22 protein-coding genes and 1 riboswitch are annotated in these 23,474 nt (G+C 72.4%); of the genes, 9 read left to right on the top strand and 13 right to left on the bottom strand.

The features are described from left to right. Positions 1–212: 212 nt before the first annotated feature. On the bottom strand, positions 213–1,148 hold the full coding sequence (locus ACH4J0_RS33140) for an enhanced serine sensitivity protein SseB C-terminal domain-containing protein (RefSeq protein WP_396244670.1): 936 nt from the start codon (positions 1,146–1,148) through the stop codon (positions 213–215). Between the two features lie 115 nt (positions 1,149–1,263). Beyond that, on the bottom strand, positions 1,264–2,061 hold the full coding sequence (locus ACH4J0_RS33135; protein ID WP_396244668.1) for an enhanced serine sensitivity protein SseB C-terminal domain-containing protein: 798 nt from the start codon (positions 2,059–2,061) through the stop codon (positions 1,264–1,266). A gap of 186 nt (positions 2,062–2,247) precedes the next feature. Next, positions 2,248–2,351: riboswitch (glycine riboswitch) on the top strand. A gap of 247 nt (positions 2,352–2,598) precedes the next feature. On the opposite strand from ACH4J0_RS33135, the gene gcvT reads away from it, so the two are divergent. The 4 genes from gcvT to ACH4J0_RS33115 all read left to right on the top strand — a co-directional run bounded on the left by gcvT (position 2,599) and on the right by ACH4J0_RS33115 (position 7,080). Further along, positions 2,599–3,720, top strand: coding sequence for a glycine cleavage system aminomethyltransferase GcvT (gene gcvT / locus ACH4J0_RS33130; protein WP_396244667.1), 1,122 nt, complete (start codon positions 2,599–2,601; stop codon positions 3,718–3,720). 101 nt (positions 3,721–3,821) lie between these two features. Continuing rightward, complete coding sequence (gcvH, locus tag ACH4J0_RS33125) at positions 3,822–4,202, top strand: glycine cleavage system protein GcvH (protein ID WP_396244665.1); 381 nt, start codon at positions 3,822–3,824, stop codon at positions 4,200–4,202. A gap of 79 nt (positions 4,203–4,281) precedes the next feature. Next, positions 4,282–5,562 carry a serine hydroxymethyltransferase gene (glyA, locus tag ACH4J0_RS33120; RefSeq protein WP_396244664.1) on the top strand — a complete coding sequence of 427 codons (1,281 nt, stop codon included), beginning with the start codon at positions 4,282–4,284 and terminating at the stop codon, positions 5,560–5,562. 150 nt (positions 5,563–5,712) lie between these two features. Next, entirely contained in the window at positions 5,713–7,080 is a 1,368-nt protein-coding gene (locus tag ACH4J0_RS33115; protein WP_396244662.1) for an L-serine ammonia-lyase, read from the top strand. 60 nt (positions 7,081–7,140) lie between these two features. On the opposite strand, the gene ACH4J0_RS33110 is transcribed toward ACH4J0_RS33115, so the two are convergent. Together ACH4J0_RS33110 and ACH4J0_RS33105 are read right to left on the bottom strand one after the other, a co-directional pair. Next, positions 7,141–8,685, bottom strand: coding sequence for an MDR family MFS transporter (locus ACH4J0_RS33110; protein ID WP_396244661.1), 1,545 nt, complete (start codon positions 8,683–8,685; stop codon positions 7,141–7,143). A 21-nt stretch (positions 8,686–8,706) separates the two neighbouring features. Next, positions 8,707–9,300 (bottom strand): NADPH-dependent FMN reductase, encoded by a 594-nt coding sequence (locus ACH4J0_RS33105; RefSeq protein ID WP_396244660.1) that lies wholly within the window; start codon positions 9,298–9,300, stop codon positions 8,707–8,709. 141 nt (positions 9,301–9,441) lie between these two features. Between ACH4J0_RS33105 and ACH4J0_RS33100 the strand changes: the two genes are divergently transcribed. Next, entirely contained in the window at positions 9,442–10,203 is a 762-nt protein-coding gene (locus ACH4J0_RS33100; protein ID WP_396244659.1) for a TetR/AcrR family transcriptional regulator, read from the top strand. Between the two features lie 6 nt (positions 10,204–10,209). On the opposite strand, the gene ACH4J0_RS33095 is transcribed toward ACH4J0_RS33100, so the two are convergent. The 3 genes from ACH4J0_RS33095 to ACH4J0_RS33085 form a co-directional block, all read right to left on the bottom strand. After that, positions 10,210–10,665 carry a nuclear transport factor 2 family protein gene (locus ACH4J0_RS33095; RefSeq protein WP_396244657.1) on the bottom strand — a complete coding sequence of 152 codons (456 nt, stop codon included), beginning with the start codon at positions 10,663–10,665 and terminating at the stop codon, positions 10,210–10,212. 91 nt (positions 10,666–10,756) lie between these two features. After that, a complete protein-coding gene (locus ACH4J0_RS33090; RefSeq protein ID WP_396244656.1) occupies positions 10,757–11,377 on the bottom strand; it encodes a hypothetical protein in 621 nt (206 codons plus the stop codon). After that, positions 11,371–12,057, bottom strand: a complete 687-nt coding sequence (locus ACH4J0_RS33085; protein WP_396244655.1) for a hypothetical protein — start codon at positions 12,055–12,057, stop codon at positions 11,371–11,373. Before ACH4J0_RS33085 ends, ACH4J0_RS33090 begins: the two co-directional genes overlap by 7 nt. A gap of 155 nt (positions 12,058–12,212) precedes the next feature. Between ACH4J0_RS33085 and ACH4J0_RS33080 the strand changes: the two genes are divergently transcribed. Beyond that, positions 12,213–13,280 carry an SUKH-4 family immunity protein gene (locus tag ACH4J0_RS33080; protein WP_396244654.1) on the top strand — a complete coding sequence of 356 codons (1,068 nt, stop codon included), beginning with the start codon at positions 12,213–12,215 and terminating at the stop codon, positions 13,278–13,280. Between the two features lie 167 nt (positions 13,281–13,447). On the opposite strand, the gene ACH4J0_RS33075 is transcribed toward ACH4J0_RS33080, so the two are convergent. Beyond that, positions 13,448–14,311 carry a DMT family transporter gene (locus tag ACH4J0_RS33075; protein ID WP_396244653.1) on the bottom strand — a complete coding sequence of 288 codons (864 nt, stop codon included), beginning with the start codon at positions 14,309–14,311 and terminating at the stop codon, positions 13,448–13,450. Between the two features lie 501 nt (positions 14,312–14,812). On the opposite strand from ACH4J0_RS33075, the gene ACH4J0_RS33070 reads away from it, so the two are divergent. Further along, the gene (locus ACH4J0_RS33070; protein WP_396244652.1) at positions 14,813–15,823 is read left to right on the top strand and encodes a hypothetical protein; all 1,011 of its coding nucleotides are present in this window, start codon (positions 14,813–14,815) and stop codon (positions 15,821–15,823) included. Positions 15,824–16,056: 233 nt separating this feature from the next. After that, entirely contained in the window at positions 16,057–16,731 is a 675-nt protein-coding gene (locus ACH4J0_RS33065; protein ID WP_396244650.1) for a hypothetical protein, read from the top strand. A 54-nt stretch (positions 16,732–16,785) separates the two neighbouring features. Here the strand turns inward: ACH4J0_RS33065 and ACH4J0_RS33060 are convergent, their stop codons facing one another. After that, positions 16,786–17,193, bottom strand: coding sequence for an ATP-binding protein (locus tag ACH4J0_RS33060; RefSeq protein ID WP_396244649.1), 408 nt, complete (start codon positions 17,191–17,193; stop codon positions 16,786–16,788). Between the two features lie 292 nt (positions 17,194–17,485). On the opposite strand from ACH4J0_RS33060, the gene ACH4J0_RS33055 reads away from it, so the two are divergent. Further along, the gene (locus tag ACH4J0_RS33055) at positions 17,486–18,172 is read left to right on the top strand and encodes a helix-turn-helix domain-containing protein (protein ID WP_396244707.1); all 687 of its coding nucleotides are present in this window, start codon (positions 17,486–17,488) and stop codon (positions 18,170–18,172) included. 245 nt (positions 18,173–18,417) lie between these two features. On the opposite strand, the gene ACH4J0_RS33050 is transcribed toward ACH4J0_RS33055, so the two are convergent. From ACH4J0_RS33050 to ACH4J0_RS33035, 4 genes are all read right to left on the bottom strand, one after another. Further along, positions 18,418–18,975 (bottom strand): ATP-binding protein, encoded by a 558-nt coding sequence (locus tag ACH4J0_RS33050; RefSeq protein ID WP_396244648.1) that lies wholly within the window; start codon positions 18,973–18,975, stop codon positions 18,418–18,420. Positions 18,976–19,125: 150 nt separating this feature from the next. Beyond that, positions 19,126–20,328, bottom strand: coding sequence for an Ig-like domain-containing protein (locus ACH4J0_RS33045; protein ID WP_396244646.1), 1,203 nt, complete (start codon positions 20,326–20,328; stop codon positions 19,126–19,128). A gap of 162 nt (positions 20,329–20,490) precedes the next feature. Next, complete coding sequence (locus ACH4J0_RS33040; protein WP_396244645.1) at positions 20,491–21,741, bottom strand: Ig-like domain-containing protein; 1,251 nt, start codon at positions 21,739–21,741, stop codon at positions 20,491–20,493. 162 nt (positions 21,742–21,903) lie between these two features. Next, positions 21,904–22,920 (bottom strand): Ig-like domain-containing protein, encoded by a 1,017-nt coding sequence (locus ACH4J0_RS33035; RefSeq protein WP_396244644.1) that lies wholly within the window; start codon positions 22,918–22,920, stop codon positions 21,904–21,906. Between the last annotated feature and the right edge of the window lie 554 nt (positions 22,921–23,474).

The raw sequence follows: 23,474 nt of genomic DNA, 5'->3' as shown, positions 1-23,474 counted from the left end.
CCAGCCCTGACAACCGACAGATGCCCAACTGTGATCTGCCCGCATGCACCTCCCCGATCTTCGGCATATCCCTCTTCACACGGCTGTAACTGGCATGTCAAGATGTGCCCGACGCCAAGAGCGGAAATTCGTCCCGAAAGCACCGAAGCCGACCTGATCAGGGATCAAGTCGGCTTCGTGACCGAGGATTTCACAAGAGACGGTTTTGGCAATCAGCGGCCGGGGTAGCCGGGCCACGGCGACTGGGGCTGCTGTCCCCAGCCCGGCGCGGGCGGCGGGCTGCCGTAGGCCCACCCCGGTGACGGCTGACCGGGCATCGACTGCCCCGGGTACGGCGGCGGCACCGGCGGGTACGGGCCCGTCGGCGGGCGGCCCGCCTCCCGGTCGAAGAACGGCCGCGCGTTGGCGCGCATCCACAGCGCCACCGGGTCGTACTCGTCCGCCATCGCCACCGTGGACACCGCGAGCCCCTCCGGGGCCACCGCGATCGCCCGCTGCATCAGCGCCCGCACCGCCTCCACCGCCGGCGGCGAACTCTCGTACAGGTCAAGACCGATCGCCAGGTACGGCTCCCCGACCGAGGGCTGCACCCAGGCCCGGCGCAGCGCCCGGACCGCGCGCACCTCGCCCGCCTGGCGCTCCAGCAGCGCGAAGAACTGCTGGGCGTTCACCTGCGGCTCGCTCAGCTTCAACGGACCGGCCGGCAGCCGGTCCAGGCCCGCGGCGATCCGCCGCAGGTCCGCCCAGGGCACCCCGACCCCGCCGCCCGGCGCGTGCGGGTTGAGCCACAGGCCCCAGCGGGTGCGGTACAGCGAAGCGGCGATCTCCCGCCCGGAGATGACCTCGTGGGCCCGGGCCCAGCCGGAGGCCGTCAGCTGCTCGGGCGAGGTGACGGCCGGCGCGTAGCCGTGGCCGCTGATCTCCATGTTCCCGTACTGGGCGTCCGGGCTGCCCGGGCTGCCGTGCCACAGCAGCATCCAGACCTGGCCCTCGGCCAGCGCGTGCAGCAGCCGCTCGTACGCGTCCCAGCGCTCCGGCGCGACCTCGCGCAGGGCCTGCTCCAACGCGCCCGGATCCGCGCCCGGGCGCCCGGCCGGTGCCTGGCCCCAGGGCCCCGGCACCCCGCCCGCTCCCGTTCCCGCACTCATGCGCCCACCTCGCCGCGCCTCTTTCCTGAACCCGCCGGCCCGTCAGCCGCCTGCACGCACCCTATGGCGCGGCACCGGCCACCGCCACGGCGACGTGCCTGTGAAGGATCCCCGCTCACACCCGCGAGTAGAAGGGCATGACCCGGGTCAGCAGCCACTCGACCACCGGGTCGTCGGCGAGGTCGAGCAGCACGAGGTGGACGCCGCCCGGCAGCGGGGCGGTTCCCAGCGCCCGCCCGAGCGCCTCGTTCACCGCCCCCGGGTCGGCCGGGGCCGCCGGATCCAGCTGGACGCCCACGAACATCACGGTCGGCTCGCCCTCGATGCTGGCCAGCGCCCGGCGCGCGGTCAGCACTCCGGGCAGGGCGGACAGTTCGGCCCGGCAGGCGGCCAGGAAGTACTCCGGGTCCTCGCCCGGCACCGGCTCGCGCAGCGCCACCCGGCCGCCGGTCGGCGCCTCCGGCTGCTGCTCCCAGCGGTCGTCCCGCGGGCCCCGGCGCAGCTCGGCCACTCCCTGCGGCGGCACCGGGATGCCCACCGCCGCCTCCGGATTGACCGCGATGCCCACGCCCAGCGGCAGTCCGCGGGCGAACTCCCAGGCCGGGGCGACCGCGAAGGCCATCCCCGGTGCCTGCTGGAGGAACACCTCCTGCGAGGAGAACACCGGTACGTACGGGGCCCCGGCCAGCTCGACGGTCGGCAGGTCCAGCGACTGCCCGTTCGGGTCGCCCCCGGCCGGCAGCGGGATCCACACCTGGCTGCGGGCCAGCACCTCGATCACCCGCGGCGTCGCCCCGGGGTCGCCCAGCGCGGCCGTCAGCACCTGCTCCAGCTCGTTCGCCGGCCACGCACCGCCCGACGGCGCCGCCTGCGGCCCGTCCCACCCCTGCTGCTGCTCCACCGGGTACCCCATGCGCCGCCGATCCGCCCTCGTGCCGGTCGGCCGCCCACTGCTGCGCCGACGCGGAGAAGTTTAGGGCTCGGCTCCGAACACCCGTCGTGTGACCGGGTCCCCTCTCCCCTCCTCCGTGCGGACGTGCCATGATGTGCGCGTCCGACGGCATGCGCCGCGGGCCCCCACAACTCCACACCGGCCGCTCGAACCCGCGCGGGAGAGCCCGGAGTGCCCCTCAGGGGCACAGCCGGCGCCGAAGGAGCAAGTCCTCCCCGGAATCTCTCAGGCCCCCCTACCGCGCGGGTTAGGCACATCTGGAAAGCGGCGCACGGCCCTGTCGCGCGCCCACCCACGGTGCAAGCCGCCATCCTGTCCCCGATGCTGGAACCAGCTGATGCTGGAACCAGCTGCGGGCAGGTGGGCGGTGAAGCTCTCAGGTTCGACGACAGATGGGGAGACCCACGCCGCCGCATGCCCGCGCGCAGGGTCGGTCCCCGAGCGGGTCCGGTCCCGGCACGCGCACCCCTGAGTGCCCCGACCGAGGAGTTCCTGGCCATGTCGTCCCTCCGCCTGACCGCGCTCGACGCGCTGCACCGCGCCCTCGGCGCGACCATGACCGACTTCGCCGGCTGGGACATGCCGCTGCGCTACGGCAGTGAGCGCGAGGAGCACCTCGCCGTCCGCACCAAGGCCGGCCTGTTCGACCTCTCGCACATGGGCGAGATCACCGTCACCGGCCCGCAGGCCGGCGAGATGCTGGACCACGCCCTGGTCGGCTTCGTCTCCGCGCTCGGCGTGCTGCGCGCCCGCTACACCATGATCTGCGCCGAGGACGGCGGCATCCTGGACGACCTGATCGTCTACCGCCTGCGCGAGGACGCCTTCCTGGTGGTCGCCAACGCCTCCAACGCCCAGCTGGTGCTGGACGAGCTGATCGCCCGTGCCAAGGGCTTCGACGCCGTCGTCACCGACGACCGCGACACCTACGCGCTGATCGCCGTCCAGGGCCCGGAGGCCACCGCCGTCCTGGCGAAGACCACCGACGCCGACCTGCCCGGCCTGAAGTACTACGCGATCCTCCCGGCGAAGGTGGCCGGCCGCGAGGTGCTGCTCGCCCGCACCGGCTACACCGGCGAGGACGGCTTCGAGATCTTCTGCCACCCGGTCGACGCCGAGCCCGTCTGGCAGGCGCTGACCGCCGCGGGCGAGGGCCACGGCCTGGTCCCGTGCGGCCTGTCCTGCCGCGACACGCTGCGCCTGGAGGCGGGCATGCCGCTGTACGGGCACGAGCTGTCCACCGACCTGACCCCCTTCGACGCGGGCCTGGGCCGGGTCGTCCGTTTCGACAAGACCACCAACGAGGGCGCGTTCGTCGGCCGCAAGGCGCTGAAGCAGGCCGCCGCCGCGGCCGAGACCAACCCGCCGAAGGTCCTGGTCGGCCTCGTCTCCGAGGGCAAGCGCGTGCCCCGCGCCGAGTACGCGGTGGTCTCCGCCGACGGCACCCCGATCGGCCGGATCACCTCGGGCGCGCCGTCCCCGACGCTGGGGCAGCCGATCGCGATGGCCTACGTCGACGCGGCCCACGCCGCCCCCGGCACCACCGTCGCGGTGGACGTACGCGGCAAGCACGAGCCCGTCCAGGTCGTGGCGCTGCCGTTCTACAAGCGCGCCCGCTGAGGCCCCTCCGGGCCCGCCGAGTTTCCCGTTCACGCACGTCGGAGCCGTCCGTGCGGCGGCCCGCTGCGTCGTACCCGCTTCCCATCCTGGAGAATGACGCCATGAGCAACCCCCAGCACCTGCAGTACACCAAGGAGCACGAGTGGCTGACCGCCGCCGTGGACGGTGTCTCCACGGTCGGCATCACCAAGCACGCCGCCGACGCGCTCGGTGACATCGTCTACGTGGACCTGCCCGAGGTGGGCGCGACCGTGACCGCCGGCGAGACCTGCGGCGAGCTGGAGTCCACCAAGTCGGTCAGCGACCTGTACTCCCCGGTGACCGGCGAGGTCACCGAGGTCAACCAGGACGTCCTGGACGACAACGGCCTGGTCAACAGCGCCCCGTTCGAGGGCGGCTGGCTGTTCAAGGTCCGGGTCGAGTCGACCGACGAGCTGCTCAGCGCCGACGAGTACGACGCGCTCACCAACCCCCAGGGCTGAGCCCCGCAGGGACGGGCCGCGGCACCGTGGTCCGTCCCGCCCCGGCCCCTTTCCCCCCTCCTCCCGGGAAGACCACACCATGACGGTTCTCAACCAGTCCCTGCACGCCCTCGACCCGGAGATCGCCGCCGCGGTCGACGCCGAGCTGCACCGCCAGCAGACCACCCTGGAGATGATCGCCTCCGAGAACTTCGCCCCGGTGGCGGTCATGGAGGCCCAGGGCTCGGTGCTCACCAACAAGTACGCCGAGGGCTACCCCGGCCGCCGCTACTACGGCGGTTGCGAGCACGTCGACGTGGTCGAGCAGATCGCGATCGACCGCGTCAAGGCGCTGTTCGGCGCCGAGCACGCCAACGTCCAGCCGCACTCCGGCGCGCAGGCCAACGCCGCCGCGATGTTCGCGCTGATCCAGCCGGGCGACACCATCCTGGGCCTGAACCTGGCCCACGGCGGTCACCTGACCCACGGCATGAAGATCAACTTCTCGGGCAAGCTCTACAACGTGGTCGCGTACCACGTCGACGAGAAGACCGGCCAGGTCGACATGGCCGAGGTCGAGCGCCTGGCCAAGGAGCACCAGCCGAAGCTGATCATCGCCGGCTGGTCCGCCTACCCGCGCCAGCTGGACTTCGCCGAGTTCCGCCGGGTCGCCGACGAGGTCGGCGCGCTGCTCATGGTGGACATGGCGCACTTCGCCGGCCTGGTGGCCGCGGGACTGCACCCGAACCCGGTGCCGTACGCGGACGTGGTCACCACCACCACCCACAAGACCCTGGGCGGCCCGCGCGGCGGCGTCATCCTGTCCAAGGCCGAGTGGGCGAAGAAGATCAACTCCGCGGTCTTCCCCGGCCAGCAGGGCGGTCCGCTGGAGCACGTGATCGCGGGCAAGGCCGTCGCCTTCAAGGTCGCCGCCTCGGAGGAGTTCAAGGAGCGCCAGCAGCGCACCCTGGAGGGGGCCCGGATCCTCGCCGAGCGCCTGCTGCAGGCCGACGTCGCCGAGGCCGGCGCCTCCGTGCTGTCCGGCGGCACCGACGTCCACCTCGTCCTGGTCGACCTGCGCAACAGCCAGCTCGACGGCCAGCAGGCGGAGGACCGGCTGCACGAGGTCGGCATCACCGTCAACCGCAACGCCATCCCGAACGACCCGCGCCCGCCGATGGTCACCTCCGGCCTGCGCATCGGCACCCCGGCCCTGGCCACCCGCGGCTTCCGGGCCGAGGACTTCCGCGAGGTCGCCGACATCATCGCCGAGGCGCTCAAGCCCGCCTTCGACGAGACCGTCGCCGCCGCGCTGAAGGCCCGGGTCACCGCCCTGGCCGAGAAGTACCCGCTCTACCCGAACCTGGCCGGCCAGGAGTGATCCCGCTCGGGATGAGGTGACCGGCCTCACCCCGCCGGTGCACCTGGGGCCCCGGGGCACCGCGCACACTGGACAGTGCGCGCGGTGCCCCGTCCCGTGTCATCCCCCTGCCCGCAAGTCCTTCCACGAGACCAGACAAGGACGTCCCCCGTGGCCATCAGCGTCTTCGACCTCTTCTCCATCGGCATCGGCCCGTCGAGCTCCCACACCGTCGGCCCGATGCGCGCGGCCCGGATGTTCGCCCGCCGGCTGCGCTCCGAAGGCCTGCTGGACCGGGTCACCGGCGTGCGCGCCGAGCTGTACGGCTCGCTGGGCGCCACCGGCCACGGCCACGGCACCCCGAAGGCCGTCCTGCTGGGCCTGGAGGACAACTCGCCCCGCACCGTCGACGTCGACCAGGCGGACAAGGACGTCGAGCGGATCACCGCCGAGAAGCGGCTCAGCCTGCTCGGCGAGCACCCGATCGACTTCGACCCCGACACCCAGCTGATCCTGCACCGGCGCCGCTCGCTGCCGTACCACGCCAACGGCATGACCCTGTGGGCGTACGCGGCGGACGGCTCGACGCTGCTGGAGAAGACCTACTACTCGGTCGGCGGCGGCTTCGTCGTGGACGAGGACGCGATCGGCGCGGACCGGGTCAAGCCCGACGACACCGCGCTGCGCTACCCCTTCCGCACCGGCGAGGAGCTGCTGCGGCTCACCCGGGAGACCGGACTGTCGATCTCCGGCCTGATGCTGGAGAACGAGAAGGCCTGGCGCAGCGAGGAGGAGATCCGGACCGGGCTGCTGGAGATCTGGTCCGTGATGCAGGAGTGCGTGCGGGCCGGCATGACCCGCGAGGGCATCCTGCCGGGCGGGCTGAAGGTCCGCCGCCGGGCCGCCGCGGCCGCCCGGGCGCTGCGCGCCGAGGGGATCGGCCCGGCCAACGCGATGGAGTGGGTGACCCTCTACGCGATGGCGGTGAACGAGGAGAACGCCTCCGGCCGCCGGGTGGTCACCGCGCCGACCAACGGCGCGGCCGGGATCATCCCCGCCACCCTGCACTACTACCTGAACTTCATCCCGGGCGCCGACGACGACGGCATCGTCCGCTTCCTACTCGCGGCCGGCGCCATCGGCATGCTCTTCAAGGAGAACGCCTCCATCTCCGGCGCCGAGGTCGGCTGCCAGGGGGAGGTCGGCTCCGCCTGCTCGATGGCCGCCGGCGGTCTCGCCGAGGTCCTCGGCGGCACCCCCGAGCAGGTCGAGAACGCCGCCGAGATCGGCATCGAGCACAACCTCGGCCTCACCTGCGACCCGGTCGGCGGCCTGGTCCAGATCCCCTGCATCGAGCGCAACGGCATGGCGTCGGTCAAGGCCGTCACCGCGGCCCGGATGGCGCTGCGCGGCGACGGGCGTCACCACGTCTCGCTGGACAAGGCGATCAAGACGATGAAGGAGACCGGCGCCGACATGAAGATCAAGTACAAGGAGACCTCGCGCGGCGGCCTCGCCGTGAACGTCATCGAGTGCTGATCACGGACGCCTGACGGTCGGCCCCCGGGCGCAACCCCGTAGCGCCCGGGGGCCGACCCGCTAGCTCCGGACCGCCGCCTGCTCCCTCGTCGGCGTCGCGGCCTCCCGCGGCTCCGGTGCGTCCGGCCGGGCCAGGCAGGCGACCGCCGTCGCCACCGCCGCCAGGGCGACGCCCCCGGCCACCGTGCCGTGCAGCCCGCTGGTGACCGCCGTGCCGACGGCGTCCCGGACGGCCGACGGCAGCCCCGCCAGCGCGGCCGGGGTCAGCCCGCCGCCGCCGGTCAGGTGGGCGGCCTCGGCCGGGCTCAGCCGCGCCCCCAGGGAGGCGGTCAGCCGCGCCGTGTAGACCGCGCCGAGGGCGGCCGTCCCGAGCGAACCGCCAATGCTGCGCAGCAGGGTCACCACGCCCATCGCCGCGCCCATGTCCTGGCGCGGCACGGCGCCCATCGAGGTCAGCATGGTGCTCTGCATGAGCAGTCCGATGCCGATCCCGGCGACCGCGGTGAGGCCGGAGGCCAGCGCCACCGGCGTGTCCGTCCCCAGGAGCAGCAGGAGCGCGGACCCGGCCAGTGCCAGCACCCCGCCGAGCAGCGGGTAGCGCCGCTCGCCGCCGGGCCTGCCCATCAACCGGGCGGTGACCAGCTGGGTGCCCATCATGCCGAGCATCAGCGGCAGCAGGAGCAGCCCGCCGGTGGTCGGCGACGCGCCCTGGACGAGCTGGAGGTACTGCGGCAGGTAGCCGATCAGGGCGAGCATGACCGCGCCGCTGAGGAAGCCCAGCACCTGGGACACCGTGAAGTTGCGGTTGCGGAACAGCGCGGGCGGGACCAGCGGTCCGGGGGCGCGCAGTTCGGTGCGGACGAAGAGGGCCAGCGCGGCGACCGCGACCACTGCGGTCCCGAGGATCAGCGGCGAGGTCCAGGGGTACAGCGTCCCGCCCCAGCTGCTGACCAGGGTGAGCCCGAGGATGCCGGTGGTCAGCAGGGCGACCCCGGCCCAGTCGAAGGGGGCGCGGACCCGCTCGGCCTTCTGCAGCCGCACCCCGGCGCCGACCGCGAGCAGGGCGAACACGCCGACCGGCAGGTTGACGTAGAAGGCCCAGCGCCAGCTGAGGCGGTCGGTGAGGAAGCCGCCGAGCAGCGGCCCGCCGACGAAGGCGATCGGCATCAGCACGCCGATCACCGACTGCACCCGGCCCCGGTCGGAGGCGGGCACGAGCACCCCGATCACCGAGAGCGCCCCGACCATCAGCCCGCCCGCACCGACCCCCTGGACCGCCCGGAAGGCGATCAGCTGGCCCATGTTCTGCGCCAGTCCGGACAGCATCGAACCGACCAGGAACACCGCGACGGCCCACTGATAGGCGCCCTTGCGCCCGTACAGGTCGCCGAGCCGGCCCCACAGCGGGGTGGCGGCGGCCGAGGTGAGCAGGTAGGCGGTGACCGCCCAGGCGAGGTGTTCCAGCCCGCCGAGGTCACCGACGATGGTCGGCAGCGCGGTGCCGATGATCTGGCCGTCGAGGGCCGAGAGGAAGATGCCGAGCATCAGCCCGAGGACGCCGAGCAGCGGCGGCTTGGGGCGGTCGTCGATCGGTTCCGCGGTCATGGCCGTTCCCCTGTCCCGGGCTCAGACGGCGAACGGGCGGGTCTGCCGGGCGTCCCGCAACGCGTGGGCCCACCAGGCCAGTTGGTCGAGCAGGGTCTTGGCGGCGGCGTCGGCGGCCGGGTCACGCGGCTTGCCGTCGGCGTCGAAGGCCTGCGCGGCGCCGTGGAAGCTGACCGTGTTGCGGATCGTCACACTGCTCAACTCGGCCATCACCACGCGCAGTTGCTCCACCGCCCGGAGGCCGCCGGAGAGCCCGCCGTAGGAGACGAAACCGATCGGCTTGCCGTGCCACTGCTGGTTGTGCCAGTCGATGGCGTTCTTCAGCGGGGCCGGGAAGCTGTGGTTGTACTCGGGCGTGACGAACACGAAGGCGTCGGCGGCCGCCAGTCGGGGCGACACGGCGGCGAGCAACTCGGCCTCACCGGGCGGCAGTTCGCCTCCGAAGGACGGGAAGACGGTGGGCAGCGGGGTGGCGGCCAGGTCGACCAGGTCCGCGTTCATGTCGCCGCGGGCGTCGAGGTGGCCGAGCAGCCAGTCGGCGACGACGGGGCCGAAGCGGCCGGTACGGGTGCTGCCGAGGACGACCGCGACCTGCAGATTCTGCTCGGTGGACATGGATGTTCCCCCTCCGGGACGATGTGTACGCCGTATCGGCTGGATACAACGTACACACGGTTGCGTACGCCGTCCACTCCCGAGATACGTCGTACACGCGGGTGGTACGGTGGAGACTCCAGCCGGAAGGAGCCCGCCCCCATGCCCGCTCAGCAGGCCCCCACCGGGGACAGCAGCACCGGAGCCGACGACCGCAACCAGCCCCAGCCCCCCCTCTGGGAGCGGCTCGACCGCCCGTCCCCCGCGCCGCGCACCACCCTGACCCCGCACCGGATCGCCGAGGCCGCGGTCGCCATCGCCGACACCGAGGGCCTGGACGCCGTCACCATGCGCCGCCTCGCCACCGCCCTCGGCGTGGCCCCGATGGCCGCCTACCGGTACGTCTCCGGCAAGGACGAACTCATCGAGCTGATGGTCGACTTCGTGTACGGCCAGCTCCCCCTGGACACCCCCGCCGCCGGCTGGCGCGAGGCCATGCACTCACTCGCCGTCCACCTGCGCGCGATGAGCCTGGCCCACGCCTGGATCACTCGGGCGGCCACCCCGTTCTCCCTCAGTCCCAACCAGCTCGCCGTCCCGGAAAGGGCGTTCGCCGCCCTCGCGGAACACGGCCTGGACGCCGACACCACCATGGCGATCTTCCGCACCGTCGCCATCTACGTCCACGGCTCGTCCGCCACCGAGGTCGCCCTCCAGGACCTGCGCCGCGCCCGTGGCTGGTCCGACGGCGACGAGACCCGCGCCGGCCTGGCACCCCGGATGACCTACCTGATGGGCACCGGCCGCTACCCGACCTACCAGCGGTACCTGCAGCAGGCCACCCGCAAGGACGACCCCGACTGGCACTTCACGACCGGCCTCGACTGCGTCCTCGACGGCATCGCCGCCCACTTCGGCATCTGAGCCGCCTCAGCCCTGGGCCTCCAGGCGGGCGGCCACGGCACCCAGCCGTCCCATCGCACGGGCCACCCCCAGGCCGTCCATGTAGTCGCGGACGTGCACCAGCTGCCCACCCCGGGTCCGCATCACCAGCAGGCCCGGGAGGGCGAACTCCTTACCCGTGGAAGCAACCCGGCCGATCACCAGCTGCTCCACGGTGAGCACCTCGGGATCGGCGCCCGGGTGGACCGCGACCTCCCAGATCTCCTCCGGCCGCGCCTCACTCGCCCCCCACGCTGCCCGGTACCCGGCCCGCACCTCCTCCCGCCCCCGGTAGCGCTCGGGCATCCCCGGGAACAGGAACGGGAACTCGTGCACCCCTTCCTCGGCGTACAGCTCGGCCAGCGCATCCGCATCCAGGTCGAGCATCGCCCGCCGGTAGCGGGCGAGCAGCTCCAGCGGGCCGGGCGTAGCGGATTCCGACATGACTGCAGACCCCTTCGTCAACGGACGGGGAGGCCAGGACTCCTGCGCGGCAATCCACTTGGCCCCCGCGGATCACTCGATCAACCGCACCCTACCCACTGAGCGGCGAGTCCCCCACGGAGAGGTATCCCGCCCAGCGCCGATGCCCTTCCAGCAGTCGCACCGCCGTCCCACGGGCGGAGTCCTCCGGCGCCCCGGCCACCACCAGCGCCTTCGCGACCCGCTCCACCGCACCGGCCGGCGGCTCCGATCCGTCCAACGCGGGCGGCATCAGGAGCAGCCGCTCGGCCGGGTCGTGCACCCCGTCGGCCTCCTGGTCGGGCGCGTCGGCGATGCGCACGAGCTCAGGCCAGGTCACGCCCGCCCCCCGCCAGTCACCGTCGAAGTCTGCGAGGACCTCCGGCCGGGACCGCCCGGGAAGGGCCAGCAGGAACTCGACCCCGCCGTCACCCTCCAGGTTCCGGTAGACCACCGCCGCCACGCGTCCGCCGTCGAACGGCACCCGGAACACCGGCCAGGCCCCGCCGTCGTACAGCCGCTCGGTCATCGCGTCGGCATCGGCGCCGTCCGCCCCGAACCGCTCGGGCTCCAACCAACCCTCGCCGGGGCCCGGTTCCGCCGGCCCCACCAGGTGGCACCACCAGAACCCGCCGCCCTCCAACAGCGGTTCACCCGCCGCCAGCGGGCCGTCCCCGTACCCCGGGATCAGCATGACGGCAGCTCACGCTGCTCGAAGAACTCGTCCAACAGCCGGAGCAGTTCCTGGACGGCGTGACGTTCCTGCTCCGGGGACCACTGGTCCTCCGGGAGGCCGTCGGGGAACACTTCGTGGGCGACCAGGCCCGACCAGTGGAGGTTGCCGCCGTTCCAAAACTTCACCACCAGCCACTGATGGAACCCGCCCAGCAGCGCTCCTCCCGTGGCCATGTCGTAGCCGCCGAGGTAGGAGGCCACGGGGCCGTAGGCCACCCGGCCGGTGTACATGCCCGGGCGCTTGCGGAAGCGCTCCCAGAACAGCTGGTGCGACTGCTCCTGCCGAACTGCGCCCTGCCACAGGGCGACCGGCAGGCCCGGCTTCAGCACCGCCTCCGGTCCGGCACCGAGCGCGGCGAGGAGGATGCCGAGCCGTTCCCCGTCGTCTACGGGCCCGGCCCTCGTGCTCCAGACGGTCGTGGCGACCGGATCGCTGTCATGGTGGCCGACCGCGAAGTCCGTCCCGCCCAGCACGAAGCACGCCACCCGCAGGGCGCCGCACCCGTCCCAAGACTGCTCCGGCGCGAGGCCGAGCCGCCGGGCCACTTCGTCCAGGTCCAGGGTGAGCCGGGCCAGTGGGCGCAGCGCCTCGGCTGCGGACTGGAACAGCGACCCCTGCGAGATCTCCGGTTCGTCCACGGCGCCCAGTCAACCAGCCGCCGCTGCACAGGAAGTCGGCCGGTCCGACTTCCTGTGCGCGGAACTTCGAACCCCCGCGGGAGTCGCTGTCGGGGGCCTCTCGTACGCTCTCGACCGATCGATCGCGGAGCTGAAGAGCGGGACGGGGAACGGGGATGCCGGACGTGATGGACCTGCCGGAGGGGCTGACGCACGAGCCCAGTCGCGAGCACCTGTTGACGGAGGGGCTGCCCGGGGACGGCGCGTTCCTGGAGTTCCGGGCCCCCGCTGCTGCGCCGGGTGGGGGCGGGCGGTGGATCGTGCTCGGCGAGGCGGTGTACGGCGATCCGGTCGTCCTCGACGGTGCGACGGGTGAGGTGCGGCTCGGCGATGGTCCCGAGGGTGACGTGCTCGCCACCTCGCTGCGCGCGCTCGTCGCCCTGGTCCAAGAGGTCGAGGCGGTCGCGACCGGCGCAGCGGACCCGGACGCCCGTGGGGGCCGCCGGGGCGCGGCGGTGGCGGACGCCGTGGTGGCGGCCGCCGAGCAGCGAATGCGGGCGGTCGACGGGCCGCTGTTCGCCGGTACCGCCCGGTCCGCGCACTGGTGCACGGCCCTGCTGGTCGCGTCCCTGGCCTGGGGCGCCCGCCCGGGCGAACCGGGCGGCTCCGCCTACGTCTTCGAACCGGACCTCGTCGCGGACCTCGCCCGGCTGGTCGGTGACGACGGGGACGGCGCCGTCCGCCGCTACCGCGCCGAGGACCTGCCCGACGAACTCACCCACGAGCCGACCCGGCGGCTCCTCGTCGAGGCGGGCCTGCCGCTCGACAGCGAGATGTTCGGCGTCGCCCCCGACGACCCGCTCGCCGCCCTGGACTCCACCCACCCCGGCCGCCTCGCCCTCGCCTACTGGCCGCACGACCTGGTGATCGCACTCGACGGCGCGACCGGCCGCCTGGAGCTGCCCGGCCTGTACGGGGCCGACGACCCGGCGTCGTACCTGCACCGGGACGTCTCCGCCCTGCTCTACGCCCTGTGGACGTACGAGCGGCTGCGCGCCGACCACGACCGCTGGGAGTACGCGGACGACGAGGGCGAGGACTGGCAGGTGTTCAACCCTCAGATGTTCCTGCGGACCGTCGTCGAGGAGCTGGTCGAGCGGGTGGACCCGGAGGCCTGGGCGACCCCTCGCCACTCCTGGCGCCTCCTCGCCGAAGACCCGTACACCGGCGGCCTCCTGGGCTGAGCGGACCGCCCGCCGCACCAGAAGTCGGCCCGTCCGACTTCCCGTGCAGCAGCAGACCGAGCAGCGTCAGGACCGCCAGAGCGACCGCAAGCACGGCGAGCCCGCACCGCAGAAGCCCGCACACCAGAAGTCGGCCGGGCCGACTTCTGGTGTGCGGCAGCAACCGCCTACCGCCGACCGGGGATGGTCAGGACGGCCAGGCCGCCCGCGAGCACCGCGAGCCCGCACCAGGACACCGTCGGCAGGCGCTCGCCCAGGGCCGCGACGCCGAGGACGGCGGCGACAGCGGGTTCGGCGAGGGTCAGGGTGGTGGCGGTCTGTGCCGAGGTGTGGCGCAGGCCGTGGCCGAAGAGCCGGTACGCGAGGAAGGTGGTGATCACCCCGAGGTGCAGCACGACACCCGCTCCGCGTACCGAGAGCAGCCAGCCGGTGGGGCCGGCGAGCAGCACGGGCAGCACCAACACCGCCGCACCGCCGAACATCGCGCCCATCACCCCGCCGGACGGGTGCCCGGCCGCGATCAGCCGCCCGGCGATCAGCGAGTACACCGCGTACGAGAGCCCGGAGAGCGCCGCCAGCAGCAGCCCGAGCGGATCCACCGCCGCACCGCCCTCCCCGACGAGTTCGGGCCCGAGCACCAGCACCCCGCAGCCGAGCACGGCCAGCGCCGTGGCCCCGGCCCACCGCCCGCTCGGCCGCCCCTGCCGGGCGAGCCACCCGAGCAGTCCGGTGAACACCGGCGCGCTCCCCAGCGCGATCACCGTCGAGACCGCGACCCCGGTGCGGGTCACCGCCGGGTAGAAGGTGACCGGGTACCCCACCACGGCCACCGCCCCGACCAGCAGCAGCCACCGCTCACCCACCCCGCACACCCGGGGCAGCGCCGACGCGGCCCGGTCGGTGAGGAACAGCAGCGCCCCGCCGAGCGCCAGCGCGGCGGCCCCGATCCCGGCCGCCGGAGCGCCTGCGGGCGCGAACGAGGCGGCCGTTCCGGTGGTGCCCCACAGCAACGCGGAGACCAGGATCGGCAACGGCCCGTCGATCGGGCGGGTACGGCGAGGCGCGGGGGCCAGACGAGCGCGCGCATGCACGGACAAACGATTCGGCACAGTCGTGTACTTCCGTCGTCGAAAACCGTCAGGGGAACTGGTTTCGAAACGGGCGCACGCCGCAGAACCCCCTGAGCGGGGGCGACGGGATCAAACCACCGAAGCGAGCGCCCGATCAGGCGCTGAGCGGTGGCAGCACGGCGTGCCAGTACACGTTCACGAGCCCGATGGTACCGGCGCGAAACCGCTCGCCGCCATGACGATTCTTCGCCCGAAGACCAACTGATCCGCAGGACAACGACCGCCGGACCGGGCTCGTCGTTGGGCGCGACCACCCAGCGACAGCGCTCCCCGTCTACGGCGATGACCTGCGGGCCCTTCTTCGCCACGGCCGTGCAAGGCGGCTTTCCACCTGCCGCAACCAAGATCCGGGCGAGCTCGTCCCACTGACGGGTCCAAGGCACCGAGTACCTGGGGGAAGCGATGGCCGCGGTCGAGCCGCACGATCCGTACGCGGTCACGGCGCAGGGGCGCGCACCGGTTCGTCCGACCTCGAACCGGCGCTGGCAGGTCGTCACCCTCGGTGCGGCCTGCGCCCTGCCGTCGTTGACCTCGGTGGCCGTCGGCAGCGCCGTCCAGCACTTCGACCCCGACGGGCGCGTCCCCGCGATCCTGCACTTGGTGGTGACGCTCGCGGTCGTCATACCCGCGCTCTTCCCGAGCGTCCACGCCCTGAGGCCGTCCGCCCCCCGGTGGTGCCGGCTGCTGGCACCCGCGTTGATGGCGCTCGGCCTCGCCGCTACCCACGGGCTGGCCCTCCTGCTGCCCTTCCGCCCGGGCCTGCTGAGCGCGCTGGTGTTCGCCCTCCCGTCCTTCGCCCTGGCCGGCGCCGTGGTGCTGCGCTCACGCACCGCCCTGCTGGCCGCCGTCGGCACGCTGCTGGGCGTGTCCGTACTCGCGTTCCCGCTGCGGGCGATGCAGCGGGAGGTCGGGGTCCAGGACCTGATGCGCGGGGCCGGGATCCCGTCCCGGTCCCTGCTGCGGCCGGTCCTCTCGGCGGATGTGCAGGTCACCGGGATCAGTGGGGACGGACACCGGGCGGTCTTCGTGCTCAGCGACCAGGCGGACCTGGCCAACACCGGCGGAATCGGCGACGGCTTCGACAAGGCCGCGGTCGAGACGGTCTCCCCGGGCTACAGCGACCCCTGCGGCCACTCCCTGTTGTCCGCGGACGGTGAGAACCTCACGACCGGCCCTTTCAGCCCCTGCCTGCCGGAGCCGGGCGGCCTCTGGTCCGACGGAGCGAACCGGTACGTCCTGCAGCGCGACGGCCTCACGATCACGCTGGCCGCCGCCGGCGGCGAGCTGAGCACCCTCAACGGGGGCGGCGAGGTACGCCAGGCCGTCCTGGCGACCCATCCCGCCACCGAACCCGAACTGCGCCCCCTGGAAGGCTGGTTCCCCTCCAGCTGGCCGGGCTTCCTGCTCCTCTGACCGCGTGCGGAGAAGGAAGGGCTCGAACCTGCACGGGTGCCGTCCCCGCCGATGCGGGCTTCCACCCAGGCGTGCGCCGGGCTCCCAAGCTCGCCACGGGTTCATGGCCACGCACAACGGCAGCCCTGCCGAACTGCGCGACAGCGAGGTCGCCCCCGGCCATGTCGATGAGGCCCGGGCTGTCGGCGGCGCCTCCTAAACTGCGGCCCGCGAACACGAGCGAAGGAGCAGCAATGGATCGACTCACCGGCCGCGAGGTCCTTGCCCTGCGGCGGGCCGTGCGCGACACCGCCACCCCCTGGGGCGAACTGACGGCGGCGGTACGGGCGCTGGGGCTTGCCGGTGAGGCGGAGCAGGAGCATGCGACGCGGGCCGTGCTCGGCCGCGACTTTCCCGTGTCGCTCGCGGAACGGCTCGCAGAGTCCATGGCGGAGTACGCGGGGCAGCACCGTGCGGCGCTCGCCGAGCGGCTGCGCGGGCCGGCGGGGGCGACGGGGGCGTTCGACGAGGACCGGATCTGGGCCGCGGAGGCGATCGCCGCGCTCGGCCCCGAGTACAGGGACGAGGCGGTGGCCGCGCTGCGCGGCGCGATAGCCGACCCGCAGTCCGGCCAGTCGGCTCCGGCTCGCGCGGTCCAGCTGCGCTGGATGGCCGCGGTGGCCATGGCCCGGCTCGATCCGGCCACGCGCGACGAGGCGGCCGCAGTGGTGCGTGCCGAGGACCTGATGAACGACGGCTGGGAGAACGAACTGGCCCGTGCCGAGCACCTGCACGACATCGGCGGGGCGTACGCCGAGGAGGCCGTCCGGATGCTGCGGGCCCTGCGCGAAGGGGTGGACGAGGAGTTCGCCATCGATGTGGACCTGGCACTCGACCGGATCACCGGGCATTCGCCTGACGCGGTGTAGCGGCCGCCGCCAGGCAGGAGCGTAGGAAGTCGACGGGGTCGACTTCCTACGCTCTCACTCGCCGGGCCGACCGGTGGTCTCGTCGCCGAGCAGGGTGCGAGCGGAGGCCACGTCTTCCGCGAAGGCCGCGTCCGGTGCGGGCGGGCTGGCCGGCGAGGGGAGGTCGAGGGTGAACCAGACGGTTTTGCCGACGTAGCCCTTGCCTCGCGGGTCGGCGCCCCAGGAGGTGGCGAGGGCGGCGACGAGTTCGAGGCCGCGACCGGACTCGTCCTCCGGGGCGGCGTGACGGGGGACGGGGAGGTCGTCGCTGGCGTCGTAGACCTCGACGCGGAGAACAGACCGGGTGGGGAGGAGGAGGCGGACGCCGATCAGGCGGTCGCGCGGGCTCCGGGCGTGGCGGCAGGCGTTGGTGACGAGTTCGCTGAGGAGGAGCAGGGCGGTCTCGGTGGACTCGTCGGGCACCTGCCACTCGTAGGCCTGCCGGAGGAGCCGGATTCGGGCACGGCCCGGAGTGGGGGGTGGCGGGGGAGCATCCACTCGACGACGTCCACGGGCTGAGTGATCATCAGAATCCTCGAGGAGGCGACAGGGGAGGCTTCACTCACAAGGGCCGAGTTCGGCCATTTCACCCTTCAAGGGTCGGTAGACGGGCATAGCCTCGGGAGTAACGCCGGTGGTACAGCGAGAGCTTGAACCGCCCTGTGACCAGGGCAGGGAGGGGCGCAGGGCCGTGAGCACGCCGAAGCAGAACCCGATGTCGTGGAAGTACTGCGGCGATCAGCTCAAGCGGTGGCGTGAAAAGGCGGGCGTGACGCGGGAGCAGTTGAGCCAGGCATCCAACTACGACATCGAGAGCGTGCGGTCGATGGAGGCGGGGAGGCGGAAGCCGTCGCTCAAGTTGCTGCAGGTGGCCGATGAGCTGTGCGACGCGAAGGGGATGCTGGTGGGAGCGGACGCGTTCCTGAAGCCAGAGAAGTTCCCCCTCGGCTGCGTACGCCGCCCTCGCCGGCCTCGGCCTCGCCGACGCCCGCCTGGCGCTCTCCGCCGCCGACTGCACCGCTCTCGAACCGCTCGCCGCCGAGTGGCTGGCCCGGGGCACCACCCCGGCCCTCTTCACCACCGCTCTCACCGCGGGGCTCCCGCCGGACGGCGTCCACAGCCCCGCGGCCTTCACCCGCCGCCGCCTGCTCGACAAGATGCCCCCGGAACGCCCACGCCCCCAGCCAGAACGAGCCCGCATCATCGAGTGCACCGACTGCCGCACCCCCTGCCGTCCGCACGCCCTCCTGGGCGGCCTCTGCCGCGCCTGCCATGGCACCCCGAAGGCCCCGCCACCCCGCCGGGCCCTCTCCCCGGCCAGCGTCCACGCACATGCCGCCCGAGCCCGTCAAGCACTGATCACTTCACCGCGATCATGAATATTCACAGGCCATGGCGTTAACCTATGCAAAATCCAAAGGTGAAGTAGGTTACAAACCTTTCAATCCAAGACGCCCGGTTTGCCCACATGCTGAGATCCATGCGATAGTCGGGGTATCGAACTTCGGCGGGCCCGACCTGGCACTGCCGACGCCCATCGCGCGGCACGCACCCCCTTGGCCGGCGCGATGACTTGCAGGGGCCCCCAAACGCCGACCACGGCGGTTCCGGGGGCCCTGCGCGTATCCGCAGCCCGCCGACAGCGCCTCAGTGCCGCTCGCGGATCTTCAGCTCGAACCAGACGCCCTTGCCGCGCGGCAGCAGGTCGGCGCCCCAGCGGTCGGCGAGGTCGTCGACGATCTTCAGGCCTCGGCCGCGCTCGTTCACCGGCCTGGCCTCGGCGAGGATCATGCAGGGCAGCGCCCGGGAGGAGTCGCGGACCTCGATCCGCAGCCAGCCGGGCTTGCGGCTGACGTGGAGGCCGATGGTGCGCCCGGCGGCGTGCCGCACCGCGTTGGACACCAGCTCACTGGTGAGCAACTCCCCGGCCTCCAGGCACTGGTGGAGACCCCAGGACTCCAGGACGTTCAGCACCAGCCGGCGGGCCACCGGCCCCGACTCCGGACGGGACGGCAGTCGTACCTCGTTGGGCGCCGACTGGTCACACAGTCTGTCGGAGTACATCTCCTGCAGCTCCTCGGAGCTCAGCCGCTCCAGCGCCGAGAGCGCACCCTGGACGTCGATCCACGACGCCTCCGCGACCACGCCGGCCGCGGGAACCGATGACTGATCTGTTTCGCCCCAACCCGCCATGCGGTCCATCATTGCGGAACGCAAGCAGCCGCGTACGGACAATGAGCAAACGATCTCCCCCCGCGACGGCATATGCCCGGAGCAACCCTGCGCCGGAAAAGCGTCGACCCGGGCCGACCGAAGTCAAGCCCGGGTTGACGTCGAACCGCGTCTACCTGGCGATCACCACTTGCTCCACGGCAGGTTCCAGCCGCTCAGCCCGTTCGCCGGGTCGAGCGTCTCCTTCTTGACCGAGTTCTTCACGATCACCACATCCCCGACCAGCGAGTCCGCGTAGAACTTGCCCATCGTGGTGGAGTCACCGCCGCCCTTGACGTCCCGCAGGCCCACGCAGCCGTGGCTGACGTTGTCCTCGCCGAAGGCGCCACCGCTCCAGTAGTTCCCGTGCACGTACGTGCCGCTGGTGGTCAGCCGCATCGAGTGCGGGACCTGGAGGTCGTACGGCGAGCCGGTCATGCCGGGCAGGGTGCTGGACTGCATCCGCACCGTGCCCTCCTTCGACATGACCACCATCGTGCCGTTCCAGGTGGGGTGTTCGTCCGAACCGGAGGTGATGTCGATGTCGCTCGACGCCCCGTTCTGGGCCACCGTCATCTTGTGCGCGGCGGCGTCAACCGTCGAAACCTTGGATCGCCCGATCGTGAAGGGCTCGTCCCGGTCGGTGCCGTACACCCCGGGGGCGATCTCCACATTCTTGAGGCGGTAGTGCACCGTCACCTTGGTGCCCGGCTTCCAGTACTCCTCCGGCCGGAAGTCCAGCCGCCGGTCGTCGAACCAGTGGCCCTTGACCGCGGTGCCGTTGTCGGTCTCGAAGGTGATGCCCTTCGCGACCGCGTCCTTGTTGGCGACGTCCTTGCTGAACTCCACCGAGACGATCATGCCGACGCCGTACGTCGCGTTGTCGTCCACGTTGTCGGAGGCCTTGGCCAGCGCCGCCGGGGTCAGCGTGGTGAAGCTGCTGTCCGCCGTGGTGACCGCGCCGTTGGCGTCCGCGGCCATCGCGCTGACCTGGTAGGCGGTTCCCACCGCGAGCCCGGTCGACGGGGTCCAGCTGGAGCCGTCCGGGGCGATGGTGCCGGGGACCTCCTTGCCGGTCTTGTCGCTCACCTTGACGGTGGTGAGCTTGCCGCCCGTCGCCCCGATCTTCAGCGCACCCGGCGCCACGTCCACCGCGCCGTTCTTCGGCTCGATGCTCACCGCGGCCGTCGAGACCTTCGGCGCCGAACTCGCGGGCGCCGCCGCCCCGGCCCCGATATCGGCCTTGGCGGCGCTCCCGCCCCCACCACCGCCGCCACTGCAGGCCGCGGTCAACGCCATCGCCCCGCCGACCAGCCCGACGGCCACCACCCTGCGTATCGACCTCACGTCGATCCCTCCCTTGCTCCCCGCGGCCCCGACGGACCCGACCCCATAGATGTGCCGCGCCACCGGAAAGGTTGCGCCATTCGAGGGGCTTTCCGCCCCGAAAACCGGGCGGCCCGACCCCAACGGGTGAGGTCCGGGCCGCCCGGCGACGAACTGACGGGCCTACCAGTTGGCCCAGGACACGTTCCAGCCGCCCAGCCCGTTGGAGGGCGAGACGGTCTTCTCCTTGGTGTTCACGATCTTCACCACGTCGCCGACCATCGAGTCGTTGTAGAACTTGCCGGCGACCGAGCTGTCGCTGCCGCCCTTCACGTCCTGCATCGAGATGCAGCCGTGGCTGCCGTTGGACTTGCCGAAGGGGTTGGACCAGTAGTTGCCGTGCAGGAAGGTGCCCGAGGTGGTCAGCCGCATCGCGTGCGGCACGTCCTGGATGTCGTACTCGCCGCCGAGACCGACGGTCTGCGAGTTCATCCGGGTGACCTTCTCCTTGTCCATGATCACCATCGTCCCGCCCCAGGACGGCGTGGCGTCCGCACCCAGGGTGACCGGCAGGGTGGTGCTCTTGCCGTCCCGCTCGACCGTCATCTGGTGCGTCTTGGCGTCCGCGGTGGAGATCATCGACCGGCCGATGGTGAACGGCTCGTCCTTGTCCACGTCGCCGTAGACCCCCGGCGCGATCTCGACGTTCTTCAGCCGGTACTTGATGGTCACCTTGGTGTTCGGCTTCCAGTACTCCTCCGGCCGGAAGTCCACCCGGCGGCTGTCGAACCAGTGGCCCTTGACCGTGGTGCCGTTGTCGGTCTCGAAGGTGATGCCCTTGAGGACGGCGTCCTTGTTCTTGACGTCCTTGTTGAAGTTCACCGAGACGATCATGCCGACGCCGTAGGTGGCGCCGTCGGCGATGTTGTCGTTGGTGGAGACCTTCTTGTCCGGCGTCAGCGTGGTGAACGAGGTGGTCGACGCGGCCACCAGGCCCGCGTCGTCCTTCGCCTGCGCGTTCACCTTGTACGCCATGCCGACGGCCAGCGCCGCCGCGGGCTTCCAGCCGCTGCCGTCCGCGGTGATCGCGCCCTCGACCGGCTTGCCGTCCTTGTCGGTCACCTCGACCGTGGTCAGCTTGCCCTTGGAGACGGACACCTGCAGCGCGTTCGGCGCGACGTCCTGGGCGCCGTCCTTCGGTTCCACCGCGAGCACGGCCGCCGAGGCCTTCTGCGCCCCCTGCCCGCCCCCCGTGGCCGTCCCGTTCGCGTCCGCGGACGCCGTCGCGGCGGCGTCACCGGACGTCCCGCCCTTGTCGTCGTTGCACGCCGCGGTGAGCAGCAGCACCCCACCCATGACCAGCGCCATCGCACCCCTGCGCCGGTAACGGCTGGTGGTCCGTATCGCTGCGCCGACCGTCTTCCCCGTCTTCACGGAATCTCCCCTCCCGGTATTCACTCACTTGACGCGCTGAGCGCCCCCATGAGTTGCACGGGATGCCGAACTTTCACGTCGGCCCCCGACGCGCCGGAGCAGGATAACTGGGCCGTTCGGGTGAAACCTCGGGGGAGGTGGGTGGAGCGACGGTGAAGACCGCTAGCGGAGGGTGGCACTCCCGGCCACCCACTGCTCCCACGGCACGTTCCAGTCCCCCAGGCCGTTCGACGGCGGCACGAAGTCCCCGGCCGAGGCCCGCACCTCCAGGACGTCCCCCGGGATGGTGTGCTCGAACAGCCAGCCCGCCGGCGTGTCCTTGCTCCCCCCGCCCTTCACGTCCGCCAGGCCGATGCAGCCGTGGCTGGTGTTGGCGGTGCCGAAGACCCCCGGGTCCGCCCAGTAGTTGCCGTGCAGGAAGGTGCCCGAGGCGGTCAGCCGCATCGCGTGCGGGACGTCCTTGATGTCGTACTCGTCGCCCATGCCGACGGTCTGCGAGTTCATCCGGGTCAGCTTGTACTTCTCCGACACCACCATCACCCCCCGGTAGGTGGAGTGGTCGGGACTGCCCCCGGACACCTTGAGCACCCGGACCACCTTCCCGCCCTGCCCGGCCCGGACCGTCAGCGTGTGGGCGTCCAGGTCCACCGTGGAGACCTGCGCCCGCCCGACGGTGAAGTGCAGGTCCCGGCTCTGCGTGCCGAACTCCCCCGGCGCCCCCTGCACGTCCTTGAGCCGCAGCGCCACCGTCACCCTGGTGCCGGCCGCCCAGTACTGCTGCGGACGGAAGTCCAACCGCTGGTTGCCGAACCAGTGCGCGGCCACCCGCACCGGCGGATCGGCCGTGACCTGCACGGCCCTCTCCACCGCCGCCCGATCGGTGACGGGACGGCTCAACCGCAACGAGACCGGCATCCCCACCCCGACCGTGGACCCGTCCTCCGGCGTGAAGAACGCAACGAAGGTGTGCGCCCGGGCCACCGTCGAGAACGCCGAATGCTGGGCCGCCCGCTGCCCCTGCTCGTCCTCCGCCACGGAGTCCAACGTGAACGCGGTCCCGAGCGGCAACGGCCCGTCCGGCACCCACCGGGACCCGTCCGCGCTGATCGCCCCGGGCAACTCGACACCCTTGGCATCCGCCAACCGGACGGACACCAGCCGCCCCTGTCCGACACTCACGCGCACCGCCCCCTCCGCCGCCACGTCCTGCGCGCCATCAGCGGGCACCACGCTCAGCACCGCCCGCGACGGCGCCAGGGACGGCGTACGCGCCCCGCCGACGCCCTCACCACCCCCACCCGGGGACCCGCACCCAGTGACCACGGCCAGACCCCACACCACCGCCACCACCCCCCGCGCCCACACCCCGACCAGGCGCCGCATCCCGGGGCCTCCCACTTCTCGGCTCCGACCTCAGGAGCGTCCGACGCCGGAAACAACGAGCACGAACCCGCCGAGGACACGCCGGGCACCCCGGATTCCAGCCCACCCAGCGCGGGCGCACGGGCAACGCCCCGCGCGCCCATCCCCCGGCACCCTCCGCGGGCGCGCGGGCCACGCCCCGCGCGCCCGCAACACCCCCACCCCACAACCCCTCACCCACGCCCCACCCCTCACCCCGGACCCACCCCTCACCCAACCCAGGCGAGAGGGACGCGCTGCGGGAGGGGCGGTGGAGGGGGTGGCCGCGGAGAGGGGCGTAACGGGTGATTTTCAGACTGCCAACGGCGAGA

The sequence above is a fragment of the Kitasatospora sp. NPDC017646 genome, assembly GCF_044329365.1.
In the GTDB taxonomy this organism is placed as follows: Bacteria; Actinomycetota; Actinomycetes; order Streptomycetales; family Streptomycetaceae; genus Kitasatospora.
Note: the sequence above shows the minus strand (reverse complement) of the source record. Positions and strands in the feature narration are given on the sequence as shown.